The organism is Bacillus sp. V3B (assembly GCF_024494465.1).
Classification (GTDB): Bacteria; Bacillota; Bacilli; order Bacillales; family Cytobacillaceae; genus Bacillus_BD.
In genome coordinates this window covers 1-16,108 of the sequence record NZ_JAETXM010000002.1, presented here as the reverse complement: position 1 = coordinate 16,108, position 16,108 = coordinate 1, and the positions used below count along the sequence as shown (strand labels likewise).

Genomic DNA, 16,108 nt, shown 5'->3' with positions numbered 1-16,108 from the left:
ATCTGTTCGATAGAACGGAGTTCGCAGGAATCCCCCCACTTCAAATTTCGTCAGAGATTAAGTGGGAGGTAGTTCAACTCTGTTTTATTTACTTATTGCCTTTTCAATCTCTTCATCATAGAAACGATTGTCCGTTCATGAAAAGTGTTGCTTAAACTTTTTCATTCAATACCTTGGTTTCTACATTCAAAGAATTAACTAAAGACCGGCTTTTTTTCGCTTAGACCAAGCGTCCGCGCTGTTGAAGTATGAATTTTGTGCAGAAGCTCTGGGTTTTCCATTAGTGACACGCCATAAGAAGGAATCATTTCTTTGATTTTCGATTCCCACTCATTCATATGTTGTGGGAAGGATTTTTTAATTACCTCAAGCATAACGTGAACGGCAGTAGAAGCACCCGGAGAAGCGCCTAGTAATGCTGCGATCGAGCCATCAGCGGCAGTAATCACTTCCGTACCAAATTGAAGTGTTCCTTTACCTGCCTCTGTATCTTTAATAACTTGCACACGTTGGCCCGCTACTACTAAATCCCAATCCTCGCTTTTCGCATTTGGGATAAACTCACGTAACTCTTCCAGGCGCTGTTCTTTCGATAACATAACTTGCTGAACTAGGTATTTTGTCAATGATATCTCTTTTGCGCCTGCCGCCAACATCGTTAAGACATTATTCGGTTTTACGGAAGTTACTAAATCGAACATGGAACCCGTTTTTAAGAACTTTGGTGAGAAGCCGGCAAATGGTCCAAATAGCAATGATTTTTTATTGTCGATATATCTTGTGTCAAGATGAGGAACAGACATTGGCGGAGCACCAACCTTCGCTTTGCCGTATACTTTTGCATGATGCTGCGCTACAACATCCGGATTATTACAAACCATAAAGATTCCACTTACTGGGAATCCACCAATTTGTTTACCTTCAGGAATACCGGATTTTTGCAGTAAATGCAAGCTTCCACCCCCGCCTCCGATAAAGACGAATTTTGCCGTATGGTTTTCTACGCTACCGCTATCGAGATTCTTCACTTTCAATTCCCACGAGCCATCGCTAGTACGTTTAATATTATCCACACTATGTTTGTAGTTGATATCGACGTTTTTAGTTCTTAAGTGGTCAAACAACATACTCGTTAAAGCACCAAAGTTGACATCCGTTCCAGAATCGACTTTTGTTGCCGCTATGGCTTCATTCGATGGACGATCTTGCATAATAAGCGGAATCCATTCCATCAGTTTTTCCGGATCATCGGAAAATTCCATCCCTTTGAACAGGGGATTGTTTGACATCGCTTCAAAACGTTTCTTTAAAAACGTTACATTTTCTTCCCCTTGTACCATACTCATATGAGGCAATGACATGATAAATTCCTGCGGATTATGTATCCGCTTACTGTTTACAAGATAAGACCAAAACTGCATTGAAACCTGAAACTGTTCATTAATGTTTATAGCTTTACTAATATCTACAGATCCATCTGGTTTTTCTACCGTGTAGTTAAGCTCGCACAGTGCGGCATGCCCCGTTCCCGCATTATTCCATTCGTTAGAGCTTTCCTCTCCTGCGTTTGCGAGCTTCTCAAACACTGTAATTTCCCATTCCGGTACTAATTCTTTCAAGAGTGTACCTAAAGTCGCACTCATGATTCCGGCGCCAATTAAAATGACGTCTGTTTTAGTTTCACTGTTGCTCATTTTTATCAACCTTTTCCCCAGAAATTTGCAGAAAAGATGTAGGAGTCACACCAAGGGCGAGACCTAGTCACACACCTTTTCTGTCTTGATTATAATCATATCATAGTGTATTACAATTATTTATAGATTAAGATATCTACTATTATATGATAATTTTAAATTATTTAAAAGCTGGTAAAAAGTGAGAAGTCCGTCCACAAGGCCTAGAAACACACAAAAACCAAAGCATTAATGATTTGGTTTTTGTGTGTTCCAAAAATTTCTTTTACTATACTGTTAAAATATAGTTTGTATGGAAGTTGATTAAAGAAAGTCCCGTGGGATCGGGAACAGGTCCAAAAGTAAAGCAAGAACAAACAGATGTATAGAAAAAAGTAAAAAATGATGACGGAGAAAGTACAGTTAAAGAACCAATTCTAAGCTATGTGACCAAAAGGGAATATTGCGTTGACAGGTGCGCGAGGAAAAAATAAAAGAACCCTTATTTATTAAGGGCTCCAAAGTATGATCCCGACTGGGCTCGAACCAGCGACCTCCACCCTGTCAAGGTGGCGCTCTCCCAGCTGAGCTACGGAATCGAGTCTTGCATACGTCCTTACTGGTGAGGACAAATATTAATATACGATAAACTCTTCCATTTGTCAATGGATACTACGATTTATTCATAGGGTGAGTACTGAAACGAAATCAGTGTTTTTTTCATTTTATTATTTTGGGGTATTTCCGACTGACAGATGATTGACTAATGCCAAGTTCCTTTGCGTTCTTTGTTGTTTTTTATATGGGTTCATCGCCAGACAAATGAGCTATTCCTTGACAGATTCGATTGTTGAGGTCGTTGAGACAAAGATCTCGAATAACAAACGAAGCTATGATCATACGAAGGTTATGGGGGTTACTAGCAAAACTTAGGGAGAAAAATTAGATACTTTACTTCCTTTTTTGATAGATATAAGGTAAATAGTGAGTAATTTATAACACCTTATTTCATATAGATTGATCCAAGTATACAATCGTCGGGTAAATTCATAGCGACGATAATTTGAACAACTAAGAGAAGTTCAGGCAGATTTCGTCATGCATTACATATGGATGTTCTCTGTGGGGTTAGGGGATTTCATAATAAGATCGTTGCTCCAGTGGTCATGATGGCACTTTTTGTAATAGGGTGAACGGGAATAGTTTAACGTCCGTTAATATAGATGAAAGTAGCAAACGATAACGCTGCAAGTAGCCGCTTTGATTTTACTCATCAATTCTAATTAAACCTATCTAAATAAGTAGATTCTCTTAAAATTGCCACACCTGAGTTTTTATCTTTTTCCCAATCAAGACCATGAATCAGTGTGACGGTCTTGTTGGCAGGAATAACCCGTTTCAAGTGCGAATGGGCACTCTCTTATTCTCGAATGGGAAAGCCTGTTATTCACAAGTATAGTTAGTCCAAACATGTCATAAACACTCCTAACTAGCCTAAGCAGGGCAATTAAAGTTTGTTTTTCAACCAAGAAACTGGTTTTCCGAATACTGCTTCACCTCTATAAGTGAAGGTCTTCAATTTATGTTTATATTGATCAAGGTCTAACAAATAACCCACTTTTTTCCCACTAAACAAACAAAGCTTCTAACCTCCGGTGCCTTTTTCTCCATATGACTACACACACAACATTCTTTTGTTGTATTTCGTTCATTCGCCATGACATATTATTTTTGTTGTTTAGCCGCTACCCACTCCAGAATTCTTCGGAATTCACCGATTTTTTCTTGATTGAGCATACGAGAAAATAAACTACCAAGCAAATGGACTTGCTAAAAATTAATTTGTAAGTTCATTTGTTTGGTAGGAGGGCCGATCGCTATGTTTAATTATAAGTGTACAAATCGTTAATTGTTAATTTTTAAAATGATCGTGGTGGACAATGGATTCTCTAAGCAGTAATGACTTGGCAGGTGGTTGTTTTTCTGGATAGCCAAGTCCTAAAATAGCCATAATACGACGATCTTGAGGAATAGAGAGGGCATCACGTACATAATTTTCTCTTTTTGCGGATTCATCTGTATCCTCTGCATGATAAATAGCCCCAAATGCAGCACCAATATCTAATTCTGTTGCTGATAGCCAGATGAACCCGCTAGCAATAGAAGCATCTTGGAGCCAATATTTACTAACTTCTGGACGACCTGTTATGACAATAGCGGCGGCTGATTCAGCGAGCCATGGAACAAAAGGAGTAGCTTGTGCTAAATGTTGTAACGTTTCAGGCTGGGTAACTGCAATAAATTCTCTTGATGGAAGATTGTTTCCAGCAGGAGCTAGATAAGCAGCGTTCAATATTTGTTCTAGAATCTCAGAAGGTATTTGTTTTTTCTGAAAATGGGTGATTTCACGTCTTTTTTTGATAGCTTCAAATACATTCATTCTAAATAACCCCCTAATAGATATCAATATTCTTCATCATATGATTATAATCTGTTTATTATAAAATACTACTAATCTCATTGGAATACAATATTAATTGATGCCTATAGCGACCTTCTACAATAAATTAAATAGATAAAAATCAGCAGATTATATAGAGGAACTGACTAAGTAATTGGAGAATTAAAGTATATAGAATGAAATGGTTTAAGCTTTAGCCTAATTACATACAGAAAAGAGGAAAAAAAGTGAAATTGATCCATTTTCAAGTAGGAGAACAAATACGTTTAGGAATTAAAACAGAGAAGGGCATTGTGGATGTCGAACAAGCTGCTCAAACACTTTCTCTTGAGTTGCCAACGAAAATTGAGCAAGTTATTGCTGGGGGAGAAAAGGCCCTTTCGCAATTACGAGATGTAGTCAAACAAGAAGTTTCATTCCTTTCAGAAGAAGAAGTCAAGTATGCTCCATGTGTCACTCAACCAGAAAAAATTATTTGTGTGGGGTTAAACTACGTGGATCACGCTAAAGAATCGAATATGGAGATTCCAACTTACCCTGTTCTTTTTAGTAAATTTAATAACGCTCTCGCTGCACATAATCAAAACATTGGTCTGCCAAAAACGGCCGAGAAATTTGATTATGAAGCAGAATTGGTCATTGTCATCGGGAAAGAAGCAACGAATGTTTCAAAAGATGAGGCGCTTTCTTATGTGTTTGGTTATACCGTTGGAAACGACTTATCTGCACGTGATCTTCAATTCCGTAGTGGACAGTGGTTACTTGGTAAAACATGTGATAACTTCGGCCCAATCGGTCCTTATGTAGTAACGGCAGACGAATTAAACCCAACCAATTTGGATATTCAATGTAAAGTCAACGGAGTTGTTCGTCAATCTGCGAATACAAAGGATATGATTTTTGATTGTGCTACCATTGTAAGCTACTTATCTGAACATATGACGTTAAAACCAGGGGATATTATTTTTTCTGGGACACCAGAGGGAGTTGTGCTAGGCTATCCGGAAGACCAGCAAGAATGGTTGAAATCTGGCGATAGAGTAGAGGTTTCTATTGAAAAGATCGGTACTTTAGTGAACGTATTAAAATAATAGTTAAAAGTGAAAAGAAGTGAACAGCTAGTTTGTTCGCTTCTTTTCACTATTTTCTTAATTTTGATCTACAGTCATGTGTTTGATTCAGTATGAATAACGTAATGGACGCGCACACCAAAGGACATTAGAATATCAGCACAATTGTTTAACATAGCGAAACGAAAGAAATAAGTGTTTGAAAACATGAGATGAAAATTCACCTTATCACTAGTAGGAAAAAAATTATTAGATAAAGTCACTTATTTTAGCGACTGTGATTCCTGCCTCTTTCAATGCAGAAGATATGTATTGGGCAAAGTCTAATGCTTTTTCTCCATCACCGTGAATACACACTGTATGTGCGGTAATCGAGACGTCAACCCCTTGAAGGGAAAGGACCTTTTCTTCTTTTACCATACGAATGACTTGGTTGACTGCTTCGACATGGTCTTTGATTAGTGCATTTGACTCGCGGCGTGAAGTTAGAGAACCATCTTGTTGATAAGTACGATCGGAAAATACTTCATTAGCGGTGCGAAGTCCAATTTTCTTTCCTGCTTTGACTAACTCGCTACCTGCTAAACCAAAGAGGATTAATTCAGGATCGACTTTGTACACGGCCTTAGCGATAGCTTCGGATAAATCGGTATTTTTAGCAGCCATATTATAAAGGGCACCGTGTGGTTTTACATGCTCAATTACTCCACCTTCTGCTTTAACAAAACCGTAGAGTGCACCTATTTGATAGACCACAAGATCGTACGCTTCTTGCGGTGATAGTTGTATTTCTCTTCTACCAAATCCAACAAGGTCTTGCAATCCAGGGTGTGCGCCAATTGCAACCTTTTTTTCTAAAGCCAATTGGACCGTTCTTCTCATCGTTGTGGGGTCACCAGCATGAAACCCACAAGCGATATTGGCTGATGTGACAAATTCAAGAATTTCCGCGTCTCGTCCTATTTTGTACGTACCAAAGCTTTCTCCCATATCACAGTTTAAGTCCACTTTATGCATAGGTTTATTCCTCCTGTCTAAATTTTTGAAAAATTCCATGTTTAAGCTGCTTGATTTGTATTTCTCGTTCCAAATGAAGAAGCCCAGCTTCTTCATGAGTTATTCTTGTAAAATAAATGTCATCGCCTGGCTTAGCCTGTACCATCAGTGCCAAATCAACAGAAGCAATTTCACCTATTTTGGGATAACCTCCTGTTGTTTGACGATCGGCCAAAAGGACAATGGGATGACCTTCAGCAGGTACTTGAATCGTTCCAAATGTGACGGCTTCCGATATCATTTCTTGTGCTGTTTCTAAATGAAGAGTGGGTCCTTGTAAGCGGTAACCCATTCGATCTGCTTGTGTCGTTACCTTAAATGGTTCTGTGAAAAATTTCTCTCGACTCTTCTTTGCAAAGAGATGATATTGACGTCCTTTTATTACACGAATAAGAGGATCGCTCTGAAGAGTGGGAATAAGGTCTGAGGAAATGGACCATTCCATTTCGACAAATGGTTGGTTATTTATCTGCCGATTTAATTGTTGCATCATCTTTAAGGAAAGTATGCTAAGAGAATCAAACTTGATTTGATCGCCTGATTGTAGGGCTCGTCCATGGAAGCCCCCTATATTCGCCCGCAAATAGGTAGACGCGCTTTCCATGATAGAAGGGATGGAAAAACCACCTGCAACGGTTAAATATGCCCGACAACCTGCACGTGCTTGTCCAAATTTGAGCTCTGATCCTTTTTTGACAAGAATGGTTCGCCATGTACGAATGGGAATCTGATTAATGGTGGGGGACAGGTCACCTCCACAAATGGCAATTAATGAATCTTGATGGAATTGGATAACAGGTCCAAGTAAAGTAACTTCAATCGTCGGTTGATTTTCCTTATTACCTACTAATAAATTAGCCAAACGATGGGCGATGCTGTCCATCACTCCACTCGTAATGACACCATATTTTTGGAAGCCATACCTTCCTAAGTCTTGAATACTAGACAGAAGGCCTGGCTTAGTGATTGTGATCATTTGTTTCAATTGCCCCCCATTCTATGTATTCTTTATAGCTGATGGATCTGAATTTAATTTGATCTCCTGCTCTTAATAGAGTTGGAGGGTTTTCTTCAGGAAGAAATAGTTTGAGAGGTGTTCGTCCAATCAACTGCCAACCCCCTGGTGTTTCAATTGGATAAACACCTGTTTGATTTCCGGCAATACCAACTGATCGTTCTGGGGAGGCTAACCGTGGGGACTCTCTTCTAGGTGTAGCAATTTTTTCAGACATGCCACCCATATAGGGAAATCCAGGTGCAAAGCCGATCATGAATACTAAGTACTCACCAGAAGTATGAATTTGAATGACTTCTTCCGGTGATAGCTTATTTATTCTTGCAACCGTTTCTAAGTCAGGACCTAGCTTTCCCCCGTAGCATACGGGAATTTCAATCCTTCTCGATTCAAGCTTTTTTCCTGTTTTGATGCTTGATAGTATTTCTTCTACTTGTTTATAAACAAAATCATATGGTGATATTTCCTTATTGTTAAGTCGCGCTATTTTTATAGGATCAAAAAAAATCGTAATCGTTGTAAAGGCAGGGATATATTCTACCATCCATTCAAAAGGGTGATCATCTAAGTAAGAGGTAATATATTGAACCTTTTGATGGGTATCCATGTTAAGCTCTTCTCCAAGTTCGATGAGGATGGCATGCTCACCTACTGGGAATAATTGATAATTCATATGTACCTCCTAATTAAGTAATACTGTATTATTCTATATAGGAATGAACCTATTTCCTTTTATTGTAAATTCTTATAATAGAATAGTTTTATTATAATGAAAATTCTAGAAAAATTAAAGTGTATAGAAGAGTGAAACTTTTAAAAAGGTATGATTTCAACAGTTTATAAAACATTATCATGAATAATGGATATCGTTGCTTTGAAAATTATAGAATAGAAGGTTAAAATAAGAACATTAACAGTAGGGGAGATAATAGATGAAAAGACGAGTGGTGATTACAGGAGTCGGAGCCGTAACTCCTTTAGGAAATGACGTTTCTACGACATGGGAAAAGATTAAAAAGGGTGTGTCAGGTATTGCACCTGCAGTCCGGATCAGTGTTGATGGAGTGGATGTGAAGTTAGCTGGGGAAGTAAAAGACTTTCAACCAGAGGAATTTATCGATCGAAAAGAAGCTAGGAGAATGGGGCGCTTTAGTCAATTTGCCGTTGCTGCTAGTAAAATGGCTGTGGCTGATGCTGGTATTCAAATGGGTGAAAATGTGAACCCTGAACGTGTTGGTGTATGGATTGGCTCTGGTATCGGTGGGTTAGGAGAGTTTGAAGAACAATATAGAAAGTTTTTGGAAAAAGGTCAAAGAAGGGTTAATCCATTTACGATTCCGATGCTTATCCCTGATATGGCTGCTGGAAGAGTGTCTATTGAAATAGGGGCAAAAGGAATCAATAACTGTTCTGTCACTGCCTGTGCTTCTGGATCAAATTCAATTGGTGATGCTTTTCGAGAGGTGAAAAATGGCGGAGTGGATGTCATGGTTGCTGGTGGAACAGAAGCTTCCATTACCGAGATGACGATTGCCGGTTTTTCAAATATGACCGCTCTTTCTACGAACCCCGATCCTGATACAGCTTGTCGTCCTTTTGATCGTAATCGAGATGGTTTTGTGATTGCAGAAGGGGCAGGAATTATTATTTTAGAAGAATTAGAGCATGCGTTGGCACGAAATGCAAAAATTTATGGAGAAATTGTTGGCTACGGTGCCACAGGAGATGCCTATCATATTACTTCTCCAGCACCGGATGGAGCGGGGGCCGCCCGTGCTATGAAATTAGCGCTGAATGATGCTGGAATTCTTCCTGAACAAGTGAATTACATCAATGCACATGGTACGTCAACCCCACTAAATGATTTATACGAAACAAAAGCGATCAAGGAAGTTTTTAAAGAATATGCTTATCAACTATCTGTGAGTTCAACGAAATCGATGACAGGGCATATGTTGGGAGCTGCAGGAGCAGTTGAAGCAATTTTTTCACTTTTAACGATCAGGGAAGGGATTATTCCTCCTACGATTCATTATGAAACACCGGATGAAGAATTGGATTTAGACTATGTTCCAAATGTGGCAAAAGAGAAAAGTGTTCAAATTGTAGTATCAAATTCATTAGGGTTCGGTGGCCATAATGCTACATTAGTTTTTAAAAAGTTCTCAGAGTAATCTGTCTTTTCACTGAATAAATGGTGAACACTGCTTTGAAAGATAGCGTTGGATGACAAAAAAACGCTATATATATTGACAGATACTCAAAAAAATGTTATTAAATTAGTATTGATTAGCACTCTGTTAGAGAGAGTGCTAATCAATAAATGATTGGGATATAGGCAGTATTTTCTACTACGTAATCGTTTATTTGCGTAGTTTTAGTGTTGAAAGGAGAGAATGGAATGGAAAAGAAACAGTTTCAGGCAGAATCGAAAAGACTATTAGATTTGATGATTAACTCCATTTACACGCATCGCGAGGTCTTTTTGAGAGAGTTAATTTCCAATGCGAGTGATGCGATTGACAAAATCTATTACAAAGCCTTAACAGATGATACGTTACAATTCGATCAAGATAATTACTACATAAAACTGTCTGCTGACAAAGAGAAAAGGACCTTAAAAATTATTGATACAGGGATCGGGATGACAAAAGAAGATCTTGAAAATAATCTTGGAATCATTGCTCAGAGTGGCTCTTTAGCATTCAAAAGTGAAAATGAATTAAAAGACGGATATGATATTATCGGTCAATTCGGTGTTGGTTTTTATGCAGCCTTTATGGTAGCTGACGTTGTGACGGTGATTAGTAAAGCTGTCGGAAGTGATGAAGCTTACAAGTGGGAATCAGAGGGTGCAGATGGATATACGATTGTGCCGTATGAAAAGGATTCCGTTGGTACTGAAATTATTTTAAAAATAAAAGAAAACACAGAAGACGATCAGTTCGATGAGTTTTTAGAAGAGTATCGTTTAAAAGAAATTATTAAGAAGTACTCTGACTTTATACGTTATCCAATCAAAATGGATGTGAATGTAAAACAACCAAAAGAAGATAGTGAAAATGAATATATTGATTTTATAGAAGAACAGACGATTAATAGTATGATTCCTATTTGGAAAAAGAATAAAAATGATCTAACCGATGAAGATTATGAAAAATTTTATCAGGAAAAACGGTATGGTTTTGATAAGCCGTTGAAAACCATTCATACAAGTGTTGATGGTGCGATCAGATATCACGCGATTTTATTCATTCCAGAAAACATTCCATTTGACTTCTATTCAAAGGAATATGAAAAAGGATTAGAGCTTTATTCGAATGGTGTACTAATCATGAATAAGTGCTCGGATCTCTTACCAGATCATTTTAGCTTTGTTAAAGGAATGGTTGATTCTGAGGATCTATCTTTAAACATCTCAAGAGAAATGCTCCAACATGATCGACAATTAAAACGAATTGAAAAAAATATTAATAAAAAAATTAAAAGCGAGTTGCTTAGTTTATTAAAAAATGAAAGAGAGAAGTATGAACAGTTTTACAATTCCTTTGGCAGACAGCTGAAATATGGAGTTTATAGTGATTTCGGAAGCCATAAAGAAGTGTTGCAAGACTTATTGATGTTCTATTCATCGAAAGAGAAGAAATTGGTGACGTTAGATGAGTATGTGTCAAGAATGCCGGAAGATCAAAAATATATTTATTATGCTTCAGGGGAATCAAATGAACGCATTGAAAAACTACCACAGACAGAATTAGTGGCAGATAAAGGCTATGAAATCCTCTTTTTTACCGATGAAATTGATGAGTTTGCCATCCGAATGCTTATGAACTATAAAGAGAAAGAATTCAAATCGGTTTCAAGCGGTGATTTAGGGTTTGAAGAAGAACAAACGAGTACAGATGAAGAAATAAATGAGAGTAAAGAGCTTTTTGAGTATATGAAAAACATCTTATCAGACAAAGTAAAGGATGTTCGTATTTCAAAAAGATTAAAAACCCATCCTGTTTGTTTAGCAACAGATGGTGAAATTTCGATTGAAATGGAAAAGGTATTAAATGCAATGCCTGATAACCAACAAAATATTAAAGCCGATAAAGTGTTAGAAATTAATGCGAATCACGAAGTATTCCAATCATTGAAAGACGCCTTTGAAAAGGATCAAGATAAATTGGGACTGTATACAAATCTATTGTATAATCAAGCCTTACTAATTGAAGGATTGCCAATTCAGGATCCTGTTGAGTTTACCAATGATATTTGTAAAGTGATGGTATAAGGAAAACATAACAGCAGTCCTTCACTAATTATGAACTATCCTCTGTCTACTTGGCAGGGGACAGTTCAATTGATTTGTTCTTGTTATGCTTGCGATGGTATTACAAACAATGAACCTACCAGTCGAAGGAATTGCTTTAATCATCGGGATTGACCGACTCCTTGATATGACACGGACTGCTGTTAATAGTACTGGAGATGCTGCATGTGCAGTAATTGTTTCTGAAACAGAAAAAAGAAGAGAAATAAAAGCAGTGAAGAATAAAGATGAAGAGTGGATGGAAGAAGCCATTTAAATAAAAATGCCTGTCCCTTATGCAATCACTTATTGCATAAGGGACAGGCATTTTTATTTATAAGAATCTAGAAGTTTCTAAACAAAAGATAGAGGTCTAGCTCCAGGTGGCTACCAGATCTTTAGTCTAGAGCCAAGAGGTAGACGCTTTTTGCTTTTCTTATTAGCTGGGAAACAAGTCTGACGACAGGTAACGTTCACCAGTATCTGGTGCCAAACAAAGAACTCTTGCCGAAGATGGAAGGCTTTTTGCCACTTGGACGGCAAAGTGAGCAGAAGCCCCTCCTGATGCTCCGACAAAGATTCCTTCTTCAGCAGCAAGTCGGCGTGCCATCACCTGTGCATCCTCATCTTCAATAAGGAGAACTTCATCATATACATCACGATTTAAAATTGTTGGAATAAATCCGGGACCTGTTCCAGGAATTTTATGTGGACCTGGTTTTCCTCCTGATAGGACTGGTGACCCTTCTGGTTCTACTACATAGATTTTTAAATTAGGAATGTGTTTCTTTAGTTCTTCTCCAGTACCTGTAATGGTACCGCCAGTTCCAGCCGTTAACACTAAGGCATCTAGTGCTCCATCAAAAGATTCCATAATTTCTACCGCAGTGGTTTCTCGATGGGCATCAGCATTTGCTGTATTCTCAAATTGCATAGGGATAAAGCTATCCGTCATTTTATTAGCCAATCGGTTTGCTTCATCAATGGCACCTTGCATGCGCAAATGGGCTGGAGTTAAAATGACTTCTGCCCCATATGCTTTCATAATTTTCACGCGCTCCGGTGTTGCATTATCAGGCATGGTAATAATACAACGGTATCCTTTGACGGCACTAACCATTGTAATGCCAATTCCTGTATTACCAGATGTCGGTTCGATGATCGTACTTTTACCTGGAATAAGCTTTCCTTCGGCTTCAGCACGCTCAATCATGTTAAGAGCTGCACGGTCTTTCACACTCCCACCTGGGTTATATGACTCTAATTTTATGAATACATTTGCACCATTTGGTTCAGGTAATTTATTTAATTTAACAATAGGCGTCTTTCCTATTAAATCAAGAATGGAGTTGTAAATTTTCATCTGAATTCCTACCTTTACTCAATCGTTTTCTTGCCCATTTAATGACTATAATCTATATTAGTCTAATGAGTTTATAGTTATTTTATAATACACCATATAATAAAACAACCTTCTCATCTATATTTGAAAATCGGTCTCTGCCTGTACACATGATGTTCAGTTTGAGGCCCTTTTACAAGAACAAGGGAATACTGAACTAGCATCTGCCCGCATTGGTGGAACCTTAAAACATGTGACGGGAAACCCTGCACATTATATGAAGGAATGTTTGAATCAGGTCAAGTCGATCTTGCAGTCGTTCCAGAACCATGGGCATCTACACTTGTCCAAAGTGGTGCAAAAGTTGTTGTCAGCACAGATGAAATTGCTTATGGAAACACGCTTCCAAACACGGTTTTAGTGGCAAGTGGAAAGTTAGTAGAAGAAAACAAAGAGATTGCCGAAGCACTTGTACAAGCGCAACAAGAAGCAGTTGATTTTATTAATAATAATAAAGAAGAAGCACAAGAGCTTGAAAAGGACATTGTTGTACAAGCAATGGATCGCATTAACTATACAACTGAAGTGGACGAAGCAGTGATTGCTCAATTTTCTCAATCAACTGTTGAACTGGAATTCCTTAAGGGAACTCCTGAATTAGCTGGATTGGTTGATACATCTTTTCAAAAGTAAATAAGAATGTGAGTTTTTACAAGAATATTGAAACCACCTTTTTGCCGATATGGCTTAGGGTGGTTTGCTTTATTTTCTTAAGGATGGATATATTCACGAACGTAATGAATACATATGGTAGAATATTTTTAGTAGGTAATGATTGATCAATGATAGCCGATTATCTAATTTTTAAATAGATAGGAGTTAATGATATGATAAAACCCGTATATGTGAATGGAGAATGGATCTTAGCAGATGATTCATCTGTGATTCCTGTAGTAAACCCTGCAAATGGTGAAGTAATTTCTTCTGTACCCAATTGTGGTACTGTTGAGGCAAAAAGGGCTGTAGATGCAGCTTATGAGGCATTATCCGTATGGTCAAAAAAAACAGCAGCACAACGTGGAGAAAGATTACAACAATGGTACAAGTTAATCGATGAGGAAAAAGAAACCATTGGAAGAATCATGACTCGTGAACAAGGGAAGCCATTGCAGGAAGCGATGGGAGAAGTTGTTTATGCGAATAGCTTTATTTCATGGTATGCAGAAGAGGGGAAGAGAATTTATGGAGAAACGATTCCTGCTTCACATGAAAATAAGCGGATTGTTGTATTAAAACAACCGGTTGGTGTTGTGGCAGCTATTACTCCTTGGAATTTCCCCGCGGCCATGATAACAAGAAAAGTGGCTCCAGCTTTGGCAGCAGGATGTACGGTAGTCGTGAAACCGGCAGAATTAACACCGCTGACAGCATTAAAATTAGCAGAGTTAGCAGAAAAAGCAGGTATTCCTAAAGGAGTGTTTAATGTCATTACAGGTGACGCTAAGGCGATCGGAGAGACATGGCTTCAAGATGGACGAGTTAGAAAAATTACGTTCACTGGTTCAACTGAAGTAGGAAAAATATTAATGCGTGGTGCGGCAGATACCGTGAAAAAAGTATCACTTGAACTGGGTGGTCATGCACCGCTAATCGTTTTTGAAGATGCTGATTTAGATAAAGCTGTTACGGAAGCGATCGCTTCTAAATACAGAAATGCAGGTCAAACTTGTGTTTGTGCAAATAGAATTTATGTTCATGAATCTATTGTAGGGGTGTTTGCAGAAAAATATAGTACGGCTGTAAAAGAGTTGAAAACGGGTGATGGATTAGAAGAGGGGACGCAAATTGGACCCCTTATTGATACACGGGCGATTCAAAAAATGGAGAAGCATATTTCAGATGCTGTTCAAAAAGGTGGAAGAATAGAAATCGGCGGGAACAAGCTCTCCTTGAATGGAGGCTACTTTTTCGAACCAACCGTTTTAATGAATGCTACTGATGAGATGCTGTGTATGAATGAAGAAACATTTGGACCTTTAGCTCCAATCACTACATTTAAAACAACGGAAGAAGTTATTCAAAGAGCTAATCATACTCCATATGGGCTAGCAGCCTACGTGTTCACACAAAATTTAAGCAAAGCGATACAAGTTTCTGAACAACTGGAATATGGAATTGTTGGTTTAAACGATGGAGTTCCATCTGTTGCTCAAGCACCGTTTGGTGGCTATAAACAAAGTGGTTTAGGCCGTGAAGGTGGACATCATGGAATAGAGGAATTCCTAGAAACGAAATATATTTCGATTTCCTTAACTTAAAATTTGTTTTAGTGGTAGACCATTTTCATGTATTAGGGAAATGGTCTACAAACCGTTAAAGAAAGTTCTTTCACTTAATAGACTTTCATTCGACAAAACACTAGCTAAGAGTATGCCTCCAACAATCCTCGTTAGAAAATGAAGGGAAAAGAGCGAGTATGGGAAAGTAGCTCTTCTTTTGTGTACTCTCTGTTGTATACTTATAATTGAAAACATCTGAGTAGGAGAACGTGAATGAAAGAACAATATTATGATAAATTGCTAAAGGTCCAGACAGGGGAAGACCATAAAAGATTTACTAAGTCCTTTCATTATCATCCATACGAACCAACGCCATATAGCGCATTAGAGATATTATTTGACCAATATGAATGTAAAAGTAGTGATCGGGTGGTCGATTTTGGATGTGGAAAAGGGCGATTAAACTTCTATATCCACTATTTCTTCCAAGCAACTGTAGTAGGTATCGAAATGAATGAGTCTTTTTATCAACACGCTGTAGAAAATCGAATAAGCTATAGGCAGAAAAAAGTGAATAAGGGAGACAACATCCATTTTTATTGTTGTTTAGCAGAAGAGTACAGGATCGACCTAGAAGACAATCGATTTTATTTTTTTAATCCGTTTTCGATTCAAATCTTTAGGAAAGTGATTAACCACATCCTGTTCTCGGTGGAAGAAGCACCACGAGAGGTCGAATTGATTTTATATTATCCATCTGAAGACTATATCTATTTTTTAGAAAAAGACACTTCTTTTGAATTAAAACAAGAAGTTATATTGCCAAGTTTATATGAAAAGAATCCTAATGAGAGGTTTTTAATTTATCGATTAGGATAGAAGTTGTAAATATACCAAAACCACCTCTACTACATT

Annotated in this window: 12 protein-coding genes, 1 tRNA gene and 1 pseudogene; 7 read left to right on the top strand and 7 right to left on the bottom strand. The window is 37.9% G+C overall.

The window, feature by feature from the left end; genetic code table 11:
- Window positions 1–194: 194 nt before the first annotated feature.
- The 3 genes from JMM81_RS04500 to JMM81_RS04490 form a co-directional block, all read right to left on the bottom strand.
- Window positions 195–1,715, bottom strand: a complete 1,521-nt coding sequence (locus JMM81_RS04500) for a malate:quinone oxidoreductase (RefSeq protein WP_305367715.1) — start codon at window positions 1,713–1,715, stop codon at window positions 195–197.
- A gap of 484 nt (window positions 1,716–2,199) precedes the next feature.
- Window positions 2,200–2,272, bottom strand: a tRNA-Val gene (locus JMM81_RS04495).
- Between the two features lie 1,313 nt (window positions 2,273–3,585).
- A complete protein-coding gene (locus JMM81_RS04490) occupies window positions 3,586–4,113 on the bottom strand; it encodes a nitroreductase family protein (RefSeq protein ID WP_256240339.1) in 528 nt (175 codons plus the stop codon).
- A gap of 248 nt (window positions 4,114–4,361) precedes the next feature.
- Between JMM81_RS04490 and JMM81_RS04485 the strand changes: the two genes are divergently transcribed.
- Window positions 4,362–5,225 carry a fumarylacetoacetate hydrolase family protein gene (locus JMM81_RS04485; protein ID WP_256240338.1) on the top strand — a complete coding sequence of 288 codons (864 nt, stop codon included), beginning with the start codon at window positions 4,362–4,364 and terminating at the stop codon, window positions 5,223–5,225.
- A 228-nt stretch (window positions 5,226–5,453) separates the two neighbouring features.
- Here the strand turns inward: JMM81_RS04485 and JMM81_RS04480 are convergent, their stop codons facing one another.
- From JMM81_RS04480 to pxpB, 3 genes are read right to left on the bottom strand one after another with little or no spacing between them, the layout of a single operon-like run.
- Entirely contained in the window at window positions 5,454–6,221 is a 768-nt protein-coding gene (locus tag JMM81_RS04480) for a LamB/YcsF family protein (protein ID WP_256240337.1), read from the bottom strand.
- Window positions 6,222–6,225: 4 nt separating this feature from the next.
- Window positions 6,226–7,236, bottom strand: coding sequence for a 5-oxoprolinase subunit C family protein (locus JMM81_RS04475; RefSeq protein ID WP_256240336.1), 1,011 nt, complete (start codon window positions 7,234–7,236; stop codon window positions 6,226–6,228).
- Window positions 7,220–7,948: a 5-oxoprolinase subunit PxpB gene (pxpB, locus tag JMM81_RS04470; RefSeq protein WP_256240335.1), complete on the bottom strand. Its 729-nt coding sequence runs from the start codon at window positions 7,946–7,948 to the stop codon at window positions 7,220–7,222. The genes JMM81_RS04475 and pxpB overlap by 17 nt, the downstream gene beginning before the upstream one ends.
- A 259-nt stretch (window positions 7,949–8,207) precedes the next feature.
- On the opposite strand from pxpB, the gene fabF reads away from it, so the two are divergent.
- From fabF to JMM81_RS04455, 3 genes and pseudogenes are all read left to right on the top strand, one after another.
- Window positions 8,208–9,449 carry a beta-ketoacyl-ACP synthase II gene (fabF, locus tag JMM81_RS04465; RefSeq protein ID WP_256240334.1) on the top strand — a complete coding sequence of 414 codons (1,242 nt, stop codon included), beginning with the start codon at window positions 8,208–8,210 and terminating at the stop codon, window positions 9,447–9,449.
- Window positions 9,450–9,676: 227 nt separating this feature from the next.
- Window positions 9,677–11,554 carry a molecular chaperone HtpG gene (htpG, locus tag JMM81_RS04460; protein ID WP_256240333.1) on the top strand — a complete coding sequence of 626 codons (1,878 nt, stop codon included), beginning with the start codon at window positions 9,677–9,679 and terminating at the stop codon, window positions 11,552–11,554.
- A gap of 79 nt (window positions 11,555–11,633) precedes the next feature.
- Window positions 11,634–11,849, top strand: a pseudogene (locus JMM81_RS04455) (cation:dicarboxylate symporter family transporter); the annotation flags it as partial.
- A gap of 162 nt (window positions 11,850–12,011) precedes the next feature.
- On the opposite strand, the gene cysK reads toward JMM81_RS04455, so the two are convergent.
- The gene (gene cysK / locus JMM81_RS04450) at window positions 12,012–12,935 is read right to left on the bottom strand and encodes a cysteine synthase A (RefSeq protein ID WP_256240332.1); all 924 of its coding nucleotides are present in this window, start codon (window positions 12,933–12,935) and stop codon (window positions 12,012–12,014) included.
- A gap of 264 nt (window positions 12,936–13,199) precedes the next feature.
- Here cysK and JMM81_RS04445 point away from each other — a divergent pair, with 264 nt between their 5' ends.
- From JMM81_RS04445 to JMM81_RS04435, 3 genes are all read left to right on the top strand, one after another.
- Window positions 13,200–13,607, top strand: coding sequence for an ABC transporter substrate-binding protein (locus tag JMM81_RS04445; RefSeq protein ID WP_256240331.1), 408 nt, complete (start codon window positions 13,200–13,202; stop codon window positions 13,605–13,607).
- 194 nt (window positions 13,608–13,801) lie between these two features.
- Window positions 13,802–15,232, top strand: coding sequence for an NAD-dependent succinate-semialdehyde dehydrogenase (locus JMM81_RS04440; RefSeq protein WP_256240330.1), 1,431 nt, complete (start codon window positions 13,802–13,804; stop codon window positions 15,230–15,232).
- A 234-nt stretch (window positions 15,233–15,466) separates the two neighbouring features.
- Window positions 15,467–16,072 (top strand): class I SAM-dependent methyltransferase, encoded by a 606-nt coding sequence (locus JMM81_RS04435; RefSeq protein ID WP_256240329.1) that lies wholly within the window; start codon window positions 15,467–15,469, stop codon window positions 16,070–16,072.
- The last annotated feature ends 36 nt before the right edge of the window (window positions 16,073–16,108 follow it).

What these genes read in the sequence shown, in the direction of transcription:
- JMM81_RS04490 (WP_256240339.1), bottom strand. Translation starts at nt 4,113, where the DNA reads ATGAATGTATTTGAAGCTATCAAAAAAAGACGTGAAATCACCCATTTT.
- JMM81_RS04480 (WP_256240337.1), bottom strand. Translation starts at nt 6,221, where the DNA reads ATGCATAAAGTGGACTTAAACTGTGATATGGGAGAAAGCTTTGGTACG.
- JMM81_RS04475 (WP_256240336.1), bottom strand. Translation starts at nt 7,236, where the DNA reads ATGATCACAATCACTAAGCCAGGCCTTCTGTCTAGTATTCAAGACTTA.
- pxpB (WP_256240335.1), bottom strand. Translation starts at nt 7,948, where the DNA reads ATGAATTATCAATTATTCCCAGTAGGTGAGCATGCCATCCTCATCGAA.
- fabF (WP_256240334.1), top strand. Translation starts at nt 8,208, where the DNA reads ATGAAAAGACGAGTGGTGATTACAGGAGTCGGAGCCGTAACTCCTTTA.
- htpG (WP_256240333.1), top strand. Translation starts at nt 9,677, where the DNA reads ATGGAAAAGAAACAGTTTCAGGCAGAATCGAAAAGACTATTAGATTTG.
- cysK (WP_256240332.1), bottom strand. Translation starts at nt 12,935, where the DNA reads ATGAAAATTTACAACTCCATTCTTGATTTAATAGGAAAGACGCCTATT.
- JMM81_RS04445 (WP_256240331.1), top strand. Translation starts at nt 13,200, where the DNA reads ATGTTTGAATCAGGTCAAGTCGATCTTGCAGTCGTTCCAGAACCATGG.
- JMM81_RS04440 (WP_256240330.1), top strand. Translation starts at nt 13,802, where the DNA reads ATGATAAAACCCGTATATGTGAATGGAGAATGGATCTTAGCAGATGAT.
- JMM81_RS04435 (WP_256240329.1), top strand. Translation starts at nt 15,467, where the DNA reads ATGAAAGAACAATATTATGATAAATTGCTAAAGGTCCAGACAGGGGAA.